This is a genomic window from Rhodococcus sp. 14-1411-2a (assembly GCF_002259485.1).
In the GTDB taxonomy this organism is placed as follows: domain Bacteria; phylum Actinomycetota; class Actinomycetes; order Mycobacteriales; family Mycobacteriaceae; genus Rhodococcoides.
Genome location: NZ_NPGA01000020.1, coordinates 558,034 through 572,495 on the forward strand (window position 1 = coordinate 558,034; position 14,462 = coordinate 572,495).

At 64.5% G+C, this 14,462-nt stretch carries 17 protein-coding genes; 3 read left to right on the plus strand and 14 right to left on the minus strand.

What is annotated here, in order from left to right:
- Window positions 1–6: 6 nt before the first annotated feature.
- The 11 genes from nuoK to CH291_RS23610 form a co-directional block, all read right to left on the minus strand.
- Window positions 7–306: an NADH-quinone oxidoreductase subunit NuoK gene (gene nuoK / locus CH291_RS23560; RefSeq protein ID WP_008717020.1), complete on the minus strand. Its 300-nt coding sequence runs from the start codon at window positions 304–306 to the stop codon at window positions 7–9.
- Entirely contained in the window at window positions 303–1,055 is a 753-nt protein-coding gene (locus CH291_RS23565) for an NADH-quinone oxidoreductase subunit J (RefSeq protein ID WP_094688761.1), read from the minus strand. Before CH291_RS23565 ends, nuoK begins: the two co-directional genes overlap by 4 nt.
- The gene (gene nuoI / locus CH291_RS23570) at window positions 1,052–1,597 is read right to left on the minus strand and encodes an NADH-quinone oxidoreductase subunit NuoI (protein ID WP_094688762.1); all 546 of its coding nucleotides are present in this window, start codon (window positions 1,595–1,597) and stop codon (window positions 1,052–1,054) included. Before nuoI ends, CH291_RS23565 begins: the two co-directional genes overlap by 4 nt.
- Window positions 1,590–2,900, minus strand: coding sequence for an NADH-quinone oxidoreductase subunit NuoH (nuoH, locus tag CH291_RS23575; RefSeq protein ID WP_094688763.1), 1,311 nt, complete (start codon window positions 2,898–2,900; stop codon window positions 1,590–1,592). Before nuoH ends, nuoI begins: the two co-directional genes overlap by 8 nt.
- Window positions 2,897–5,431, minus strand: coding sequence for an NADH-quinone oxidoreductase subunit G (locus CH291_RS23580; protein ID WP_094688764.1), 2,535 nt, complete (start codon window positions 5,429–5,431; stop codon window positions 2,897–2,899). Before CH291_RS23580 ends, nuoH begins: the two co-directional genes overlap by 4 nt.
- Entirely contained in the window at window positions 5,428–6,729 is a 1,302-nt protein-coding gene (nuoF, locus tag CH291_RS23585) for an NADH-quinone oxidoreductase subunit NuoF (RefSeq protein ID WP_094688765.1), read from the minus strand. Before nuoF ends, CH291_RS23580 begins: the two co-directional genes overlap by 4 nt.
- Window position 6,730: 1 nt before the next feature.
- The gene (gene nuoE / locus CH291_RS23590) at window positions 6,731–7,624 is read right to left on the minus strand and encodes an NADH-quinone oxidoreductase subunit NuoE (RefSeq protein WP_094688766.1); all 894 of its coding nucleotides are present in this window, start codon (window positions 7,622–7,624) and stop codon (window positions 6,731–6,733) included.
- Window positions 7,621–8,919: an NADH dehydrogenase (quinone) subunit D gene (nuoD, locus tag CH291_RS23595; RefSeq protein WP_068050737.1), complete on the minus strand. Its 1,299-nt coding sequence runs from the start codon at window positions 8,917–8,919 to the stop codon at window positions 7,621–7,623. Before nuoD ends, nuoE begins: the two co-directional genes overlap by 4 nt.
- Window positions 8,919–9,581, minus strand: coding sequence for an NADH-quinone oxidoreductase subunit C (locus CH291_RS23600; RefSeq protein ID WP_094688767.1), 663 nt, complete (start codon window positions 9,579–9,581; stop codon window positions 8,919–8,921). The genes nuoD and CH291_RS23600 overlap by 1 nt, the downstream gene beginning before the upstream one ends.
- Window positions 9,578–10,132 carry a NuoB/complex I 20 kDa subunit family protein gene (locus CH291_RS23605; RefSeq protein WP_068050739.1) on the minus strand — a complete coding sequence of 185 codons (555 nt, stop codon included), beginning with the start codon at window positions 10,130–10,132 and terminating at the stop codon, window positions 9,578–9,580. The genes CH291_RS23600 and CH291_RS23605 overlap by 4 nt, the downstream gene beginning before the upstream one ends.
- Before the next feature lie 72 nt (window positions 10,133–10,204).
- Window positions 10,205–10,564, minus strand: coding sequence for an NADH-quinone oxidoreductase subunit A (locus CH291_RS23610; RefSeq protein ID WP_032397854.1), 360 nt, complete (start codon window positions 10,562–10,564; stop codon window positions 10,205–10,207).
- A 289-nt stretch (window positions 10,565–10,853) separates the two neighbouring features.
- Between CH291_RS23610 and CH291_RS23615 the strand changes: the two genes are divergently transcribed.
- Window positions 10,854–11,567 carry an aquaporin gene (locus CH291_RS23615; RefSeq protein ID WP_094688768.1) on the plus strand — a complete coding sequence of 238 codons (714 nt, stop codon included), beginning with the start codon at window positions 10,854–10,856 and terminating at the stop codon, window positions 11,565–11,567.
- Window position 11,568: 1 nt separating this feature from the next.
- On the opposite strand, the gene CH291_RS23620 is transcribed toward CH291_RS23615, so the two are convergent.
- Together CH291_RS23620 and CH291_RS23625 are read right to left on the minus strand one after the other, a co-directional pair.
- Window positions 11,569–12,018 carry a hypothetical protein gene (locus tag CH291_RS23620; protein ID WP_094642113.1) on the minus strand — a complete coding sequence of 150 codons (450 nt, stop codon included), beginning with the start codon at window positions 12,016–12,018 and terminating at the stop codon, window positions 11,569–11,571.
- Between the two features lie 79 nt (window positions 12,019–12,097).
- A complete protein-coding gene (locus CH291_RS23625; RefSeq protein ID WP_094669996.1) occupies window positions 12,098–12,742 on the minus strand; it encodes an AMIN-like domain-containing (lipo)protein in 645 nt (214 codons plus the stop codon).
- 100 nt (window positions 12,743–12,842) lie between these two features.
- Here CH291_RS23625 and CH291_RS23630 point away from each other — a divergent pair, with 100 nt between their 5' ends.
- Window positions 12,843–13,118: a hypothetical protein gene (locus tag CH291_RS23630; RefSeq protein ID WP_068050747.1), complete on the plus strand. Its 276-nt coding sequence runs from the start codon at window positions 12,843–12,845 to the stop codon at window positions 13,116–13,118.
- 9 nt (window positions 13,119–13,127) lie between these two features.
- Here the strand turns inward: CH291_RS23630 and CH291_RS23635 are convergent, their stop codons facing one another.
- Window positions 13,128–13,559 carry a hypothetical protein gene (locus tag CH291_RS23635; RefSeq protein ID WP_068050748.1) on the minus strand — a complete coding sequence of 144 codons (432 nt, stop codon included), beginning with the start codon at window positions 13,557–13,559 and terminating at the stop codon, window positions 13,128–13,130.
- A gap of 66 nt (window positions 13,560–13,625) precedes the next feature.
- On the opposite strand from CH291_RS23635, the gene CH291_RS23640 reads away from it, so the two are divergent.
- Window positions 13,626–14,390 carry a 2-phosphosulfolactate phosphatase gene (locus tag CH291_RS23640; RefSeq protein WP_094688769.1) on the plus strand — a complete coding sequence of 255 codons (765 nt, stop codon included), beginning with the start codon at window positions 13,626–13,628 and terminating at the stop codon, window positions 14,388–14,390.
- The last annotated feature ends 72 nt before the right edge of the window (window positions 14,391–14,462 follow it).

A 14,462-nucleotide genomic window follows, 5' to 3' on the forward strand; every position in this document is an offset into this window, starting at 1 on the left:
CCCCCGTCAGTTCTTCATCAGTGAATTCTCGTCCATGGAGATAGAACGACGAGAACGGAAGATGGCCATGATGATGGCCAGGCCCACCACCACCTCGGCAGCGGCGACCACCATGGTGAAGAACGCGAACAACTGCCCGTCGAGATTGCCGTGCATTCGGGAGAACGTCACGAACGCGAGATTGACTGCGTTGAGCATCAATTCGATGCACATGAACACGATGATGGCGTTGCGCCTGACTATCACGCCTGCCGCGCCGATCGTGAACAGCAGAACGGACAGGTAGAGATAGTTCTCCGGATTCATCGCTCGTCACGCTCGATCCGAGGATCCGCGAACATGGCATTGACGGAGGACTCGGATTCGGTTCCGTCGGGCAACAGAGCGCGGCGATCCACCCCGTTGTGGCGGGCGTACACCCCTGGACTCGGCAGCGGTGTCACTCTCGAACCATCGCGGAATCGATCCCGGGCCATTTCTCGCTGTCCCTTGACCGGCCCCAGAGCTTCCCGGTGCGCCAGAATCATCGCCCCGATGGTGGCAGTGATCAGCAGTGCCCCGGTCAACTCGAACGCCCACACGTACTCGACGAAGATCAGCTCGGCCAGGCCCTCGACGTTTCCGGTGGAGTTGACGGCGTCGAGACCGGCGAAGTCGAGCCGACCGTTCCGGACCGAATCGCGCAGCAGCACCCCGATGATCAACAGCCCGAAACCGATTCCGATGACGACGGCCGCGATGCGGTGCCCGCGCAGGGTTTCGGTCAGCGACTCCGAGGTGTCGACTCCGACGAGCATCAGCACGAACAGGAACAGCATCATGACCGCACCGGTGTAGACGACGATCTGCACGACACCGAGGAACAACGCCCCCTGCGCCATGTAGAAGGTCGCCAGCACCACCATCGTTGCAGCGAGGAACAATGCCGAGTAGACGGCTTTGGTACTCACCACCACGCCGAGTGCACCGATGACGGCTACGACGCCGAGGGTCCAGAACTGCACTGCCTCACCGGTGGACGTGGCCTCGAGGGCGAGCTGAGCGATGGCAGTCATCGAACCGGACCGCCCTCGGTTTCGTTTGTTTTATCGTCGCCGGTGACGATGCCGCGGTAGTAGTCCTCCGCCGAACGGCCCGGAGCCATCGCGTGCGGCGGGGCCACCATGTCCGGCTCGAGCGGAGCCAGCAGGGAGTCCTTCTCGTAGATCAGATCGGCTCGGTTGTCACCGGCGAGTTCGTACTCGTTGGTCATCGTGAGAGCCCTGGTCGGGCAGGCCTCCACACACAATCCACACCCGATGCACCGCAGGTAATTGATCTGATAGACCCCGCCGTAGCGCTCACCCGGAGAGAACCTCTCGGTCTCGGTGTTGTCGGCTCCTTCGACATAGATGGCGTCGGCCGGGCAAGCCCACGCGCACAGTTCGCAACCGATGCACTTCTCGAGACCGTCGGCGTACCGATTGAGTTGATGACGACCGTGGTAGCGAACCTCCGTCGGCTTCTTCTCCTCCGGATACAACTCAGTCTCGGCCTTCTTGAACATCGTCGCGAAGGTGACTCCGAAACCGGCTATGGGACCCAGAAATTCAGGCATCGGCGTTCTCCTTCGACGAACTGGCGGCAGATGAGCGCACACCGGCGTGCCGGCTCGGGAAAGTCGAGCCTTTAGTGGGAATGGGAGGTACAGGGAATCCGCCTGCCACAGCGTCGAACTCGGCGACGGGCACACCAGGCGGCACGTTCCGCTCCCGTGCACGCCTGCGCACCATCAGCAGCAAAGAACCCAGTACGGCCACCGCGAAGATCATCGACACGACGAACGTGACCAGCGGTACGTCGTAACGATCGGCCCCGAGTACCCGTACCGTCGCGATCACCATCACCCAGATCAGGGCAACAGGAATGAGAATCTTCCAGCCAAAGCTCATGAACTGGTCGTAGCGCAGCCTCGGCAGCGTCGAACGCAGCCAGATGAACACGAACAGGAACACCCAGACCTTGAGGGTGAACCACAGCACCGGCCACCACCCCGAATTGGCACCGCTCCACAGACTCAACGGAATCGGAGCCTGCCAGCCGCCGAGGAACAGCGTGGTCGCGAGCGCCGAGACGGTGACCATGTTGATGTACTCGGCGAGCATGAACATGGCGAAACGCAGAGACGAGTACTCGGTGTGGAATCCGCCCACCAACTCACCCTCCGCCTCGGGCAGATCGAACGGAGCGCGGTTGGTCTCGCCGACCATCGCCGTCACGTACACCAGGAACGACGGCAGAAGCAGGAAGATGTACCAGGTGTTCTGTTGCGCAGCAACGATTCCGGAAGTCGACATGGTCCCGGCGTACAGGAAGACCGCCGCGAACGACAGGCCCATCGCGACCTCGTAGGAAATCACCTGTGCCGTCGAACGCAGCGCACCGAGCAGCGGATAGGTCGAACCCGACGCCCACCCCGCCAACACGATCCCGTACACACCCACCGACGTGACCGCGAGAATGTACAGAACACCCACCGGCAGGTCGGTCATCTGCAGCGGCGTCGTCGTACCGAACACCGACACCTCGGGACCGAACGGAATCACGGCGAAGGCCATGAACGCAGGAACCACCGAAATGATCGGAGCCAGAACGTAAATCGGCTTGTCGACGCCGGTCGGAGTGATCCCCTCCTTCAACGCCAGCTTGATCCCGTCCATCAGCGACTGCAACAGCCCCCACGGGCCCACCCGGTTCGGCCCCACCCGCATCTGCATCCACGCCATGATCTTGCGTTCGGCGTAGATCGCGACCAGCGGCGTCAACACCAGGAACACGAAGACCGCCAGGGCCTTGCCGACAACCAGCCACCACGGATCGTTGCCGAACATCGACAGATCGGTCGGCGCGGCCACGTTCATGACTGCCCACCTTTGGGTCGTTCCGCAGACTCCACTCCTGCACCCCTGGGTCGTTCCGCGGGCTCCACTCCTGCACCCCCGGGTCGTTCCGCAGGCTCCACTCCTGCACCCCCGGGTCGTTCCGCAGAACCACGCCGAATACTCACCGCAGCGCCCGACTGCACCCCCAGCGAGCGATACACCGTCGAACCGGGCGAGTTCATCGGTATCCACACCACGGTTTCGGGCAGATCGGTGATCGTCAGCGGCAACGTGATCGAGCCGCGGTCCGTCGCAACACTCACCAGGTCGCCGGTCGCCGCTCCGATGGCCGAGGCCGTTGCGGCCGACAACCGAACGGTGGGTGTGCGACCGGTCGCGGCGAGATTGTCCTCCCCGTCCTGCATTCGTCCCGCATCGATGAGCATCCGCCATGTGGCCAGAATCGCCTGCCCCGGACCGAGGGTCGGAACGTCCGCGCGGGGTGCCACCCGGGCCACCGCGGTGCGCGGGCCGTGCCACACACCGAGGCGAGCCATCTCGGCGCGTGCCGCTGCCGCGTCGGGCACGGCCAGTTCGACGCCCATCTGCGCGGCGATGGTGTCGAGGATGCGTTGATCCGGCATCACCGCGCCTGCACCGAGTGCAGTGTCGAACGTACGGGGCCGTCCTTCCCAGTCGACGAAAGTTCCCGACTTGTCGACCACCGGTGCTACCGGGAACACCACGTCGGCCCGCTCGGTGACCGCGCTGTGGCGCAGTTCGAGGCTCACCACGAACGCCGATCGGTCCAGTGCGGCGAGTGCCTCCCGGGGGTCCGGCAGATCGTCGAGATCGATTCCCGCCGCGACCAGAGCGCGATTCGTTCCTGCGTCGGCCAGGATCGCCGCCGTGTCACGGCCCACCTCCGCCGGCAACTCGGGCACTCCCCACACCGCGGCCACCTCGGCGCGCGCAGCCGCATCGGCAACAGGACGCCCGCCGGGCAGGACGTTCGGCAGCGCCCCTGCGTCGAGCGCACCGCGTTCGCCGGCGCGTCGAGGAATCCAGGCCAGGCTCGCGCCGGTGTCGTCCGCCAGTTTCGATGCCGCCGCCAGACCACCGGGAACGCAGCCGAGCCGCTCGCCCACGAGAACGATCGCACCGGGCTCCCGGAGAAGATGTGCAATCGATTCGGTGCCGCGATCCCCGACGTGCAACGCATCGAGCCAGCCCGGCTCGTCGCCGGGAATCGATTGCAGCAGGACGCCGTCCAGCTTCCGTAGGCCCCGGGAGGAGAACGGCGCGATCGATGCCACCACTACTGCGCTCGCGCGGTGCGCCTTACGCAGCCTCAGGAAAACCAGGGGTGACTCTTCCTCGGGCTCGAAGCCGACCAGCAGCACCACGGGGGCGTTCTCGAGATCGGAGTAGGTGACCCCCAACCCGGCCGCCGCGATACGACCGGCCAGGAAACTCGCTTCCTCGGCGCTGTGATCCCGATTGCGGAAGTCGATGTCGTTGGTGTGCAGCACTGTTCGGGCGAACTTGGCATAGGCGTAGGAGTCTTCGAGAGTCGATCGTCCGCCCACGAGTACTGCGGCACGTCCGACCGATGCGGCCAATCCCGTTGCCGCAGCCGCCAATGCAGCCGACCACGACGTTTCGATCAACTCCCCGGATTCGTCGCGGATCATCGGCGCGGTGATGCGATCGGGTTCGGTGGCGTACTTGAATGCCCACCGGCCCTTGTCGCAGTTCCATTCCTCGTTGACCTGGGGATCGTCACCGGCCAGCCGTCGCAGGACCTTGCCGCGTCGATGGTCCGTGCGTTGAGCACAGCCCCCAGCGCAGTGCTCGCACACGCTCGGCGACGAGGTGAGGTCGTACGGGCGCGCCCGGAACCGATACTCGGTGTTGGTCAGCGCACCCACCGGACAGATCTGCACGGTGTTACCCGAGAAGTAGGAGTCGAACGGCTCGTCGCCGAAGATCCCCACCTGTTGAATCGCACCACGTTCGAGTAGCTCGATGGACGGATCGCCGGCCACTTGAGCTGCGAAACGAGTGCATCGCGCACACAGGACGCACCGTTCGCGGTCCAGCAACACCTCGGCCGACAGCGGAATCGGCTTGGGGTACGTGCGTTTGGTCTCGACGAACCTGGACTCGGCCCTGCCCGCAGCCATCGCCTGGTTCTGCAGTGGACACTCACCGCCCTTGTCACACACCGGGCAATCGAGCGGATGGTTGATCAGCAGCAGCTCCATGACGCCGCGTTGCGCCTTCTCCGCCGACTCCGATGTCACTTGGGTGCGCACGATCATGCCCTCGGCCACTGTCGTGGTGCAGGACGCCAACGGCTTGCGCTGCCCTTCGACGTCGACCAGGCATTGCCGGCACGCCCCCACCGGATCGAGCAGCGGGTGATCGCAGAAGCGCGGAATCTGCACGCCCATCAGCTCGGCGGCGCGAATCACCAACGTGCCCTTGGGAACACTGATCTCGTGGTCGTCGATGGTCAGTGTCACCATTTCGACCGGAGTGACCGATTGCTCCGTCTGTGCCGTCATGACGTCAGCTCCTCTGCCATCAGGGTCGATCGGTGTGGATCGAATGGGCATGCCTGTTCGGCGACGTGTCGGATGTATTCGTCGCGGAAGTACTTCAGCGAGGACACGATCGGGCTTGCGGCTCCGTCTCCCAACGCGCAGAACGATTTTCCGGCGATGCCGTCCGCGATGTCGAGCAGTGTCGTGAGGTCGGCTTCGGTACCGGTTCCGCCGTCGAGGCGGCGCAGGATCTGCACCAGCCAGTAGGTTCCTTCTCGGCACGGCGTGCATTTGCCGCAGGATTCGTGTGCGTAGAACTCCGTCCATCGCAACACTGCTCGCACGACGCAGGTCGTGTCGTCGAAGATCTGCAGGGCCTTGGTACCCAGCATCGATCCGGCGGCACCGACGCCCTCGTAGTCGAGCGGCACGTCCAGGTGTTCGCCGGTGAACATCGGTGTCGACGATCCTCCCGGTGTCCAGAACTTGAGCTCGTGACCGGGCCGGATACCGCCCGCGTAGTCCAGCAGATCCCGCAGGGTGATGCCCAGCGGGGCCTCGTACTGGCCGGGTCGACACACGTGGCCGGAGATCGAGTAGAGGGTGAACCCGGGTGATTTCTCGCTACCCATCGATCGGAACCATTCGATGCCCTTGCGCAGGATCACCGGGACGCTGGCGATGGATTCGACGTTGTTGACCACCGTCGGCCGCGCGTACAGGCCTGCCACCGCGGGGAACGGTGGACGCAGTCGGGGTTGACCTCGTCGCCCTTCGAGCGAGTCGAGCAGCGCCGTCTCCTCGCCGCAGATGTAGGCCCCGGCCCCGGCATGGATCACCAGCTCGAGGTCGAACCCCGATCCGAGGAGGTTCTTGCCCAGGTAGCCGGCGTCGTAGGCCTCGGCAACTGCGGCCTGCAGTCTGCGCAGCACCGGTACCACTTCGCCTCGAACGTAGACGAATGCGTGCGATGCACGTATTGCGTATGCCGCGATGATGATTCCTTCGATCAACGTGTGCGGGCTCGCCATCATCAAGGGCATGTCCTTGCAGGTGCCCGGCTCCGACTCGTCGGCGTTGACCACCAGATAGTGAGCTTTCCCGTCACCCTGTGGAATGAAGCTCCACTTCGTTCCGGTGGGGAATCCCGCACCGCCACGGCCGCGCAGGCCGGAGTCCTTGACGAACGCGATGAGATCGTCGGGGTCCATGGCGAGGGCCTTCTCGAGCCCCCGATAGCCGTCGTGACTGCGGTAGGTGTCGAGTGTCCACGAGTCCTTCTCGCCCCAGAACTCGCTCAGCACCGGCGTCAGGGCCATGTCATTTCCCCTTCGTCGGTGGATCGGTTTCGGTGGTGTTCGGCTGCGGTGGAACGGTCGCCGAAGGAGCCGGAGCCGGTTTCTCGCGCACCGTTTCCGCCACTGCTTCGGCACCGAGATCGGGATGATCGTCCGGGGAGCCGGTGACGGCCCGGGGAGCCGTCATCGAGTGCTCACGGGCGTACCGCAGACCCGCGAGACTGGCTTCGCCTGCGCTGCCGGAGGATTCGAGTGCACCCGGCCGATCGTCGGCGAAGCCGGCCAGAATCCGCTCGGTCTCGCGGAACGTGCACAGCGGAGCGCCGCGGGTCGGGGTCACCTGCGCACCGGATCGAAGCGCATCGACCAGTTCTCGTGCCGACGCCGGAGTTCTGTTGTCGAAGAACTCCCAGTTGACCATCATCACCGGTGCGAAGTCGCAGGCGGCGTTGCACTCGATGTGCTCGAGAGTGATGGTGCCGTCGGCGGTGGTCTCGCCGTGGTCGATATCGAGGTGATCACGCAGGGCATCCATGATGGCGTCGCCGCCCATGACAGCGCACAGGGTGTTGGTGCACACTCCGACGCGGTAGTTTCCGGTGGGCTCGCGGCGGTACATCGAGTAGAAGGTCGCGACCGCGGTGACCTCTGCTCCGGTGAGATCGAGTACGTCCGAACAGAATTCGATTCCGGCCGGCGTGAGATATCCGTCCTCGGATTGCACCAGGTGCAGCAGCGGTAGCAACGCCGATCGGGCCTGAGGATAACGACTCAGGATGACCTCGGCGTCGGCGCGCAGGCGGGCACGAACGTCGGCGGGATAGAACGCACGTGCGTCGGGGCCGACCAGCTGTACTGCTTCCTCGGGGCGAGCTCCGAGTTGGACGAGCACCGGCTCCGAGCGTGGCGTGGTCATCGGTCCACCCCGCCCATCACCGGATCGATACTGGCGACGGCAGCGATGACGTCGGAGATCATGCCGCCCTCGCACATCGCGGCAACCGCCTGCAGGTTGGTGAACGAGGGGTCTCTGAAATGCACTCGGTACGGCCGAGTTCCACCGTCACTGACGATGTGCACACCCAGTTCGCCTCGCGGCGATTCCACCGTGGACAGCACTTGGCCCGCCGGCACACGCATGCCCTCGGTCACCAATTTGAAGTGGTGGATCAACGACTCCATCGAGGTGTCCATGATGGTGCGCACGTGGTCCTGAGAATTGCCGAGACCATCGGGTCCGGAGACGAGTTCGGCCGGCCAGGCGATCTTCTTGTCGTCGATGACCACCGGTCCGGGCCGAAGACGATCGAGAGTCTGCTCGACGATCTTGAGCGATTCCTTCATCTCTTCGACGCGAATCAGATAGCGCCCGTAGCAGTCACATCCGGTGTCTGTGACGACATCGAACTCGTAGTTCTCGTACCCGCAGTAGGGGTCGGACCGGCGCAGATCGTAGGGCAGTCCGGTCGATCGGAGCACCGGCCCGGTGACGCCGAGGGCCATGCATCCGGTGAGGTCCAGGTAGCCGACGTTCTCGGTTCTGGCCTTCCAGATCGGGTTGTCGTTGAGCATGAGTTCGAGATCGCGTAGCCGTCCGGGAAGAACCCGCAGCAACTCGCGGACCTTGTCGATCGCATCGGCGGGCAGGTCCTGAGACAAGCCGCCGGGACGGATGTAGGCGTGGTTCATTCGAAGTCCGGTGATGGCCTCGAAGACGTCGAGAATCAGCTCGCGCTCCCGGAAGCCGAACAGCATCGCCGTCACGGCACCCAATTCCATTCCACCCGTGGCCAATGCAACGAGGTGCGACGAGATCCGATTGAGCTCCATCAGCATCACCCGGATCACCGTCGCGCGCTCGGGAATGTCGTCGGTGATGTCGAGCAGCTTCTCCACCCCGAGGCAGTACGCGGTCTCGTTGAAGAAGGGCGAGAGATAGTCCATCCGAGTGACGAACGTGACGCCCTGAGTCCAGTTGCGATACTCGAGATTCTTCTCGATACCGGTGTGCAGGTACCCGATTCCACACCGGGCCTCGGTGACGGTCTCGCCTTCGATCTCGAGAATCAACCGAAGCACACCATGGGTGGACGGGTGCTGCGGACCCATGTTGACCACGATGCGTTCCGTGGTCGACCCGCGCGCAAGTTCGACCACGTCGTCCCAGTCCTGGCCCGACACTGCATAGATGGTTTCGTCGGTTGCGCTCATCAGTTGTACGACCTGCGCTCGTTGGGAGGCGCGACCCGAGCGCCCTTGTACTCGATGGGAATTCCGCCCAGGGGATAGTCCTTGCGTTGCGGGTGTCCGACCCAGTCGTCCGGCATCTCGATCCGCGTCAGTGCGGGATGACCGTCGAACACGATGCCGAAGAAGTCGTAGACCTCACGTTCGTGCCAGTCGTTGGTGGGATAGACCGCGCAGAGCGACGGTGTGTGCGGATCCGCATCGGGCACAGCGACTTCGAGTCGCAGGCGGCGTCCGTGGGTGATGGACACCAGATGGTAGACCGCGCGCAGTTCCCGGCCGACCTGATCCGGGTAGTGCACACCCGATGCTCCCGTGCACAATTCGAATCTCAGTTCCTCGTCGTCACGGAGAGCGCGGGCCACGGCGGGCACGTGTTCTCGCGAGAGATGCAGCGTCAGTTCGTCGCGAAAGATCACGGCACGCTCGACGGCGTCCTCGAACGGCACGGCCGCGTCACCGGTGTCGAGGACCGCGGCCAATCGATCGACCACGGCGTCGAAGTAGCTGCCGTAGGGCCGGACAGCCGTGTCCACCGATGCCAACGGCGGCTGCAACCGGCCGTAGCCGGAGGTGTCACCGCTCCCCCGGACGCCGAACATTCCGCGGGGTCCGTGCGGCGTCATCTCAGCAGCCCCTTCAGATCGATGGTCGGGGTGGACGCCAACGCCGCAGCCTCGGCGGCCGCGCGCACCTGCTCGCGATTGACACCCAGCGGCATCTGCTGAATCTTTTTGTGGAGCTCCAAGATTGCGTTGAGCAGCATCTCGGGTCGGGGCGGACAACCGGGTAGATAGATGTCGACGGGAACGATGTGGTCGACGCCCTGCACCACCGCATAGTTGTTGAACATTCCGCCCGAGGACGCGCAAACGCCCATGGCCAGGACCCATTTCGGTTCCGCCATCTGGTCGTACACCTGCCGCAGCACGGGTGCCATCTTCTGGCTGACACGGCCTGCCACGATCATCAGGTCCGCCTGTCGCGGAGACGCACGGAACGCTTCCATGCCGAATCGCGCGAGATCGAACCGACCGGAGGTGGTGGCCATCATCTCGATCGCGCAGCACGCGAGACCGAAGGTCGCGGGCCACAACGAGCCCTTACGAGCGTATCCGGCCAACCCCTCTACGGTGGTCAGCAGAAATCCGCTGGGTAGCTTCTCTTCGAGTCCCATCGATCACACTCTTTCCGCATCCACTCGAGGTGAGAACCGTGCATCGTGCCGTCGCCGATCAGTGGTTGGACGTCAGTCCCATCCGAGTCCGCCTCGCCGCCACTCGTAGACGTAGGCCACCGACACGTTGACGACGAACAGTGCCATGGCAACCAGTCCGAACGCGCCCAGAACATCGAGATGGACGGCCCACGGATAGAGGAAGACGATCTCGATGTCGAAGATGATGAACAGCATCGCGGTCAGGTAGAACTTCACCGGAAATCGTTGGCCCGTCGGCGCATGCATCGTGGGCTCGATTCCGCACTCGTACGCGTCGAACTTCGCTCGGTTGTACCGCGCGGGTCCCACCATGGTGCCGACCATCACCGAGAACACCGCGAACACGACCGCAATGGCACCGAGAACGAGGATCGGAACGTAGGCGTTCATCCCGGCATCTGCTCCCTCGATCGACTACCGCGCCGGCGCGTAGTAAATGCGACGGCCGTACCAATGTGACCTGAACCACACAGTATGGGTTCGGTGTCGATCTCGCGGGATTTCGAGGAGTCCAGTTTTCGTAAAGCGTTGACGCGCATGGATCACCCGAATTCGTACGCCAAGGAACTGTGACTCAGATCACCTGTCGGCCCCATGCGATCCGCACCGACGAAAACGACAAACCTCCCGACGATCTCGGCCGGCCGAACAAGGCTGCCGACATGGAACAGGAGAGATGATGAAATCGATTTCCGTCTCGGCGCTCGCCGCCGAGGGACTGGGAACTGCCCTGCTCGTGATCTTCGGCGTCGGCACCGCGGTGATCGCGGGCGACACCGTCGGAACCCCGGGCATCGCCCTGGCATTCGGCCTCACGCTGCTCGCGCTGGTCTATGCGATCGGACCGATCTCGGGATGCCACATCAACCCGGCTGTGACGATCGGAGCCCTGATCGCTCGCGCCATCACCCCGATCAAGGCTGTGTTCTACATCGTCGCTCAGGCCGTCGGTGCACTGATCGGCGCGCTGATCGTACTGTTCGTCGCGTCCGGCCGTCCCGGATACGACATGGCGTCGGACGGTCTGGGCACCAATGGATTCGGCAGCGCCTCGCCCGGAGGATACGGGCTGGCGTCGGTCGCGGTGTTCGAGACGATCGCGACCGGCCTGCTCGTCCTCGTCGTACTGGCCACCACGGCTCCCACCGTTCACCCCGTCGTTGCAGCCGGCATACCGATCGGCCTGACCCTGACCGTGGTTCACCTGCTGGGCATCGGAATCGACTCGACGTCGGTCAACCCTGCTCGGTCCCTCGGCCCGGCCCTCCTCGCCGGCGGACCTGCCCTGTCCCAGCTATGGGTGTTCGTGGTGTTCCCCGTACTCGGAGCAGTCGTCGCCGGCGTGATCCATCGGTTCGTGCTGACTGTGCCTGCATCGGAGAAAACGGTCTGATCTAGCGCGATCGAGAGACCCGGGCACCGACGCGTACCGAGCGCTGCTTCAGCAGATCGACCACCGCTCGACCCAGCCGGATCGGATCCAGCGGGTGCGGAACGGCAGCCTCGGCGCGCGACCACTCGGCCAACCACGCATCGTCCGGACGTCCGATGAGTACCAACACCGGTGGGCAGTCGAGGATCTCGTCTTTCAACTGCTTCGCCAGACCCAGACCGCCGACAGGTGAGGACTCGCCGTCGAGAATCGCCAACGCGACATCGCCTGCATCCATGTGCTCGATGACAACGGCTGCCGTGGCGATGTCGACGTACTCGATGTCACCGAGTGCAGGATCCGGTCGAGTTCCGACGGCAGACCGCACCTGGGCGCGGGTTGCGGCATTGCTGCTGTACACGAGCACGCGGACACGACCGGATGGACTCGTTCCCGCTGTGGCGTCGGACACATCGCGATGCTACCGCGCGGTCCCCGGCATACGGATCGAAACAGCCACGGCCGACATGTATTCGACGTTGCTGCGCCGGTCAGTTCTCGACGGTGACGACGACCGCGGCCGGTTCTTCGGTGGTTGTCACCGTGAACGCGGGTCGATCGGCCGCAACTCCGATGAAAGCCTGCGAGATTCCGCCGGGATCAGCCAGAAAATCGGCCGAGACGATCGTAGACTCCGCGTCACCTCGCACCCGTTCCGGCCCAGCATACGGAGAGAAGGTGTCGTCGGAGTCCGTCGACGTACCCGACAGGTCCACCTGCAACACCGATCTCCCCGGCACTGCCAGCGGTTCACTGGTGCCGTAGCGAATGGCCTCGTCGACGTACCGCACCGTATAGGACACGGGGCCGTTGCCTGCCAACCTGAATTCGACGGCCGCCGACTCCGCGAACACCACGTCGGTGACACCGACCGGCGACGCACCTGGGAATCGCGCGCCATCGAGGCTCAGAGGAAGCTCTGTCACCGCGGGCGGCAGCGCTTCGACGGTCGGCCTGGGATTGGACATTGGATCACCGACGACCAGTGATCCCGTGACCGTGGTGTAGTTCGTGTCGGCCGAGACCTCGTCGACCGGGCCACTGCCCCCTGCGCCGGCACAGCCCGCGACAAAACCGAGTATCAGTGATCCGACGACCGAGAGCGCGACCGGAGCCCTGCGGTGGCCGTCGTACATCGCCTCACCGTACTGAAGAAACCGATCGGTTCGGTAGTGCTGCGTCGACGCGATTCGGTCATGATTGCACCGACCTCCGATCCTGCTAGCGTCAGAGGGTATGGACCCGAAGAGCTATTCGTCCGGTGAGCGTGTGTTCGGTCCGCCCAACGGAACTTTCGACGCGGATTGGGCTGCGACCGCCCTGCGATCGAACCGTCCCGAGTTGGACCACCCCACCTCGGTGCGGCTGGTGGAACAGGCCTGGGACCTACTCCGAACGCAAGGGCTGCGCGGAGAACGACTCGCCACTGCGCTGGACCTCGAGCCCGGTCTTGCTGCTGCAGTGTCCGCGGTAGCCACCGAGACCGCCGAGCTCTACCTGGACCCTCGGTAGCTCCAGGTCTCAGCTCGGACCGAACTGCTCCCACGCGAACCCGGCCACGAGCACCGCTGTACCGCCGATTTCGGCAACGATCAACGACACCATGAACAGGTGCGTCCCCGGGACGGGATCGACGAACTGGTTCTCGGTGTCTCGCCGAAATCCGTGGACGGTGTAACTCGCGACGGCTGCGACGAAGAACACCAGCACCACCGACGCGGCGATCAGGTCCACCGTGACCGACCACGCGCTGAACTGCGCCAGCACTGCGAGCACCAGGGCGGCGAACGAGTACATCAACGCTGCCCGATGGGCGATGTCGACATAACGATGCGCAGTGCCATCCGGTGACGTCGACATCTGGTGATACTTGATCACCCCCAATCCCAATGCCCACAGCAGCAGGAGACCGGCCACGAGGACGATCACCTTGGTGTCCAGGTCCAGCTGCATGTCTACCTCCCCCACTCGATCCCGCGCCGAAGGTATCACCGGCACCGGACTTGATACCGTTCCGCAATGCCGGCCGACCCCGTACTGTCCCAGAACGCATTCGGGCTCCGCTTCGACTGGGGTCTGTCCGGTGCCGACGCCATCGTCGACGGCGCAGACGTCGCCGTCGTCGTGGACGTCCTGTCCTTCACCACCACTCTCACGGTTGCTGTGGACGCGGGCATCGACGTCATCCCCAGTCGGTGGCGCGACGACCGGGCCACGCAGTTGGCCGAGCAGTTCGACGCGGTCCTCGCCGTGGGGCGGTCGGCCGCCTCACCGGGCCTGATCAGCTTGTGCCCGGCGACCGTCCGGGCCGCGCCTGCTCCGACACGACTGGTGCTGCCGTCACCGAACGGATCCACCATCGCCCACGAGCTCGCGAGCACGGCCCCGCTGTGCGTGGGCGCGTCGCTCAGAAACGCATCGGCCGTAGCGCAGTGGATACGTGCCAGGAACCCAAACGCAGTGACAGCGGTCATAGCGGGCGGTGAAAAGTGGCCGGACGGATCCCTCCGGCCCGCCGTCGAGGACCTGTGGGGTGCCGGTGCAGTCATCGCTGCCCTCGTCGACGCCGGAGCTGCCGATGTCTCCCCGGAGGCGCGCGCAGCTGCGTCCGCGTGGCGAGCCGTGGAGCGAGACGTGGGCTCGGAGCTGCGGCAATGCGGCTCCAGTCGTGAATTGGCCGGGATGGGGCACCTGGAAGACGTGGACATCGCAGCCGAGGTCGATTCGAGTTCGAGCGTTCCGATTCTGCGCGGCGGCGTATTCGTCGACGCGACTCGGGCATGAGTCGACCGGCGCTCGAAAACGACCCACGATACCGACCCGACACGGCCGGTCGTGTCCGATATTTGGATCGGA

Bases quoted from the DNA above. Each gene is read 5' to 3' on its own strand.
- CH291_RS23625 (WP_094669996.1), bottom strand. From the start codon at position 12,742: ATGTACGACGGCCACCGCAGGGCTCCGGTCGCGCTCTCGGTCGTCGGA.
- CH291_RS23605 (WP_068050739.1), bottom strand. From the start codon at position 10,132: ATGGGACTCGAAGAGAAGCTACCCAGCGGATTTCTGCTGACCACCGTA.
- CH291_RS23610 (WP_032397854.1), bottom strand. From the start codon at position 10,564: ATGAACGCCTACGTTCCGATCCTCGTTCTCGGTGCCATTGCGGTCGTG.
- nuoH (WP_094688763.1), bottom strand. From the start codon at position 2,900: ATGAACGTGGCCGCGCCGACCGATCTGTCGATGTTCGGCAACGATCCG.
- CH291_RS23600 (WP_094688767.1), bottom strand. From the start codon at position 9,581: ATGACGCCGCACGGACCCCGCGGAATGTTCGGCGTCCGGGGGAGCGGT.
- nuoF (WP_094688765.1), bottom strand. From the start codon at position 6,729: ATGGCCCTGACGCCGGTGCTGAGCGAGTTCTGGGGCGAGAAGGACTCG.
- nuoE (WP_094688766.1), bottom strand. From the start codon at position 7,624: ATGACCACGCCACGCTCGGAGCCGGTGCTCGTCCAACTCGGAGCTCGC.
- CH291_RS23640 (WP_094688769.1), top strand. From the start codon at position 13,626: ATGCCGGCCGACCCCGTACTGTCCCAGAACGCATTCGGGCTCCGCTTC.
- CH291_RS23630 (WP_068050747.1), top strand. From the start codon at position 12,843: ATGGACCCGAAGAGCTATTCGTCCGGTGAGCGTGTGTTCGGTCCGCCC.
- nuoK (WP_008717020.1), bottom strand. From the start codon at position 306: ATGAATCCGGAGAACTATCTCTACCTGTCCGTTCTGCTGTTCACGATC.
- CH291_RS23565 (WP_094688761.1), bottom strand. From the start codon at position 1,055: ATGACTGCCATCGCTCAGCTCGCCCTCGAGGCCACGTCCACCGGTGAG.
- nuoI (WP_094688762.1), bottom strand. From the start codon at position 1,597: ATGCCTGAATTTCTGGGTCCCATAGCCGGTTTCGGAGTCACCTTCGCG.
- CH291_RS23580 (WP_094688764.1), bottom strand. From the start codon at position 5,431: ATGACGGCACAGACGGAGCAATCGGTCACTCCGGTCGAAATGGTGACA.
- nuoD (WP_068050737.1), bottom strand. From the start codon at position 8,919: ATGAGCGCAACCGACGAAACCATCTATGCAGTGTCGGGCCAGGACTGG.
- CH291_RS23615 (WP_094688768.1), top strand. From the start codon at position 10,854: ATGAAATCGATTTCCGTCTCGGCGCTCGCCGCCGAGGGACTGGGAACT.
- CH291_RS23635 (WP_068050748.1), bottom strand. From the start codon at position 13,559: ATGCAGCTGGACCTGGACACCAAGGTGATCGTCCTCGTGGCCGGTCTC.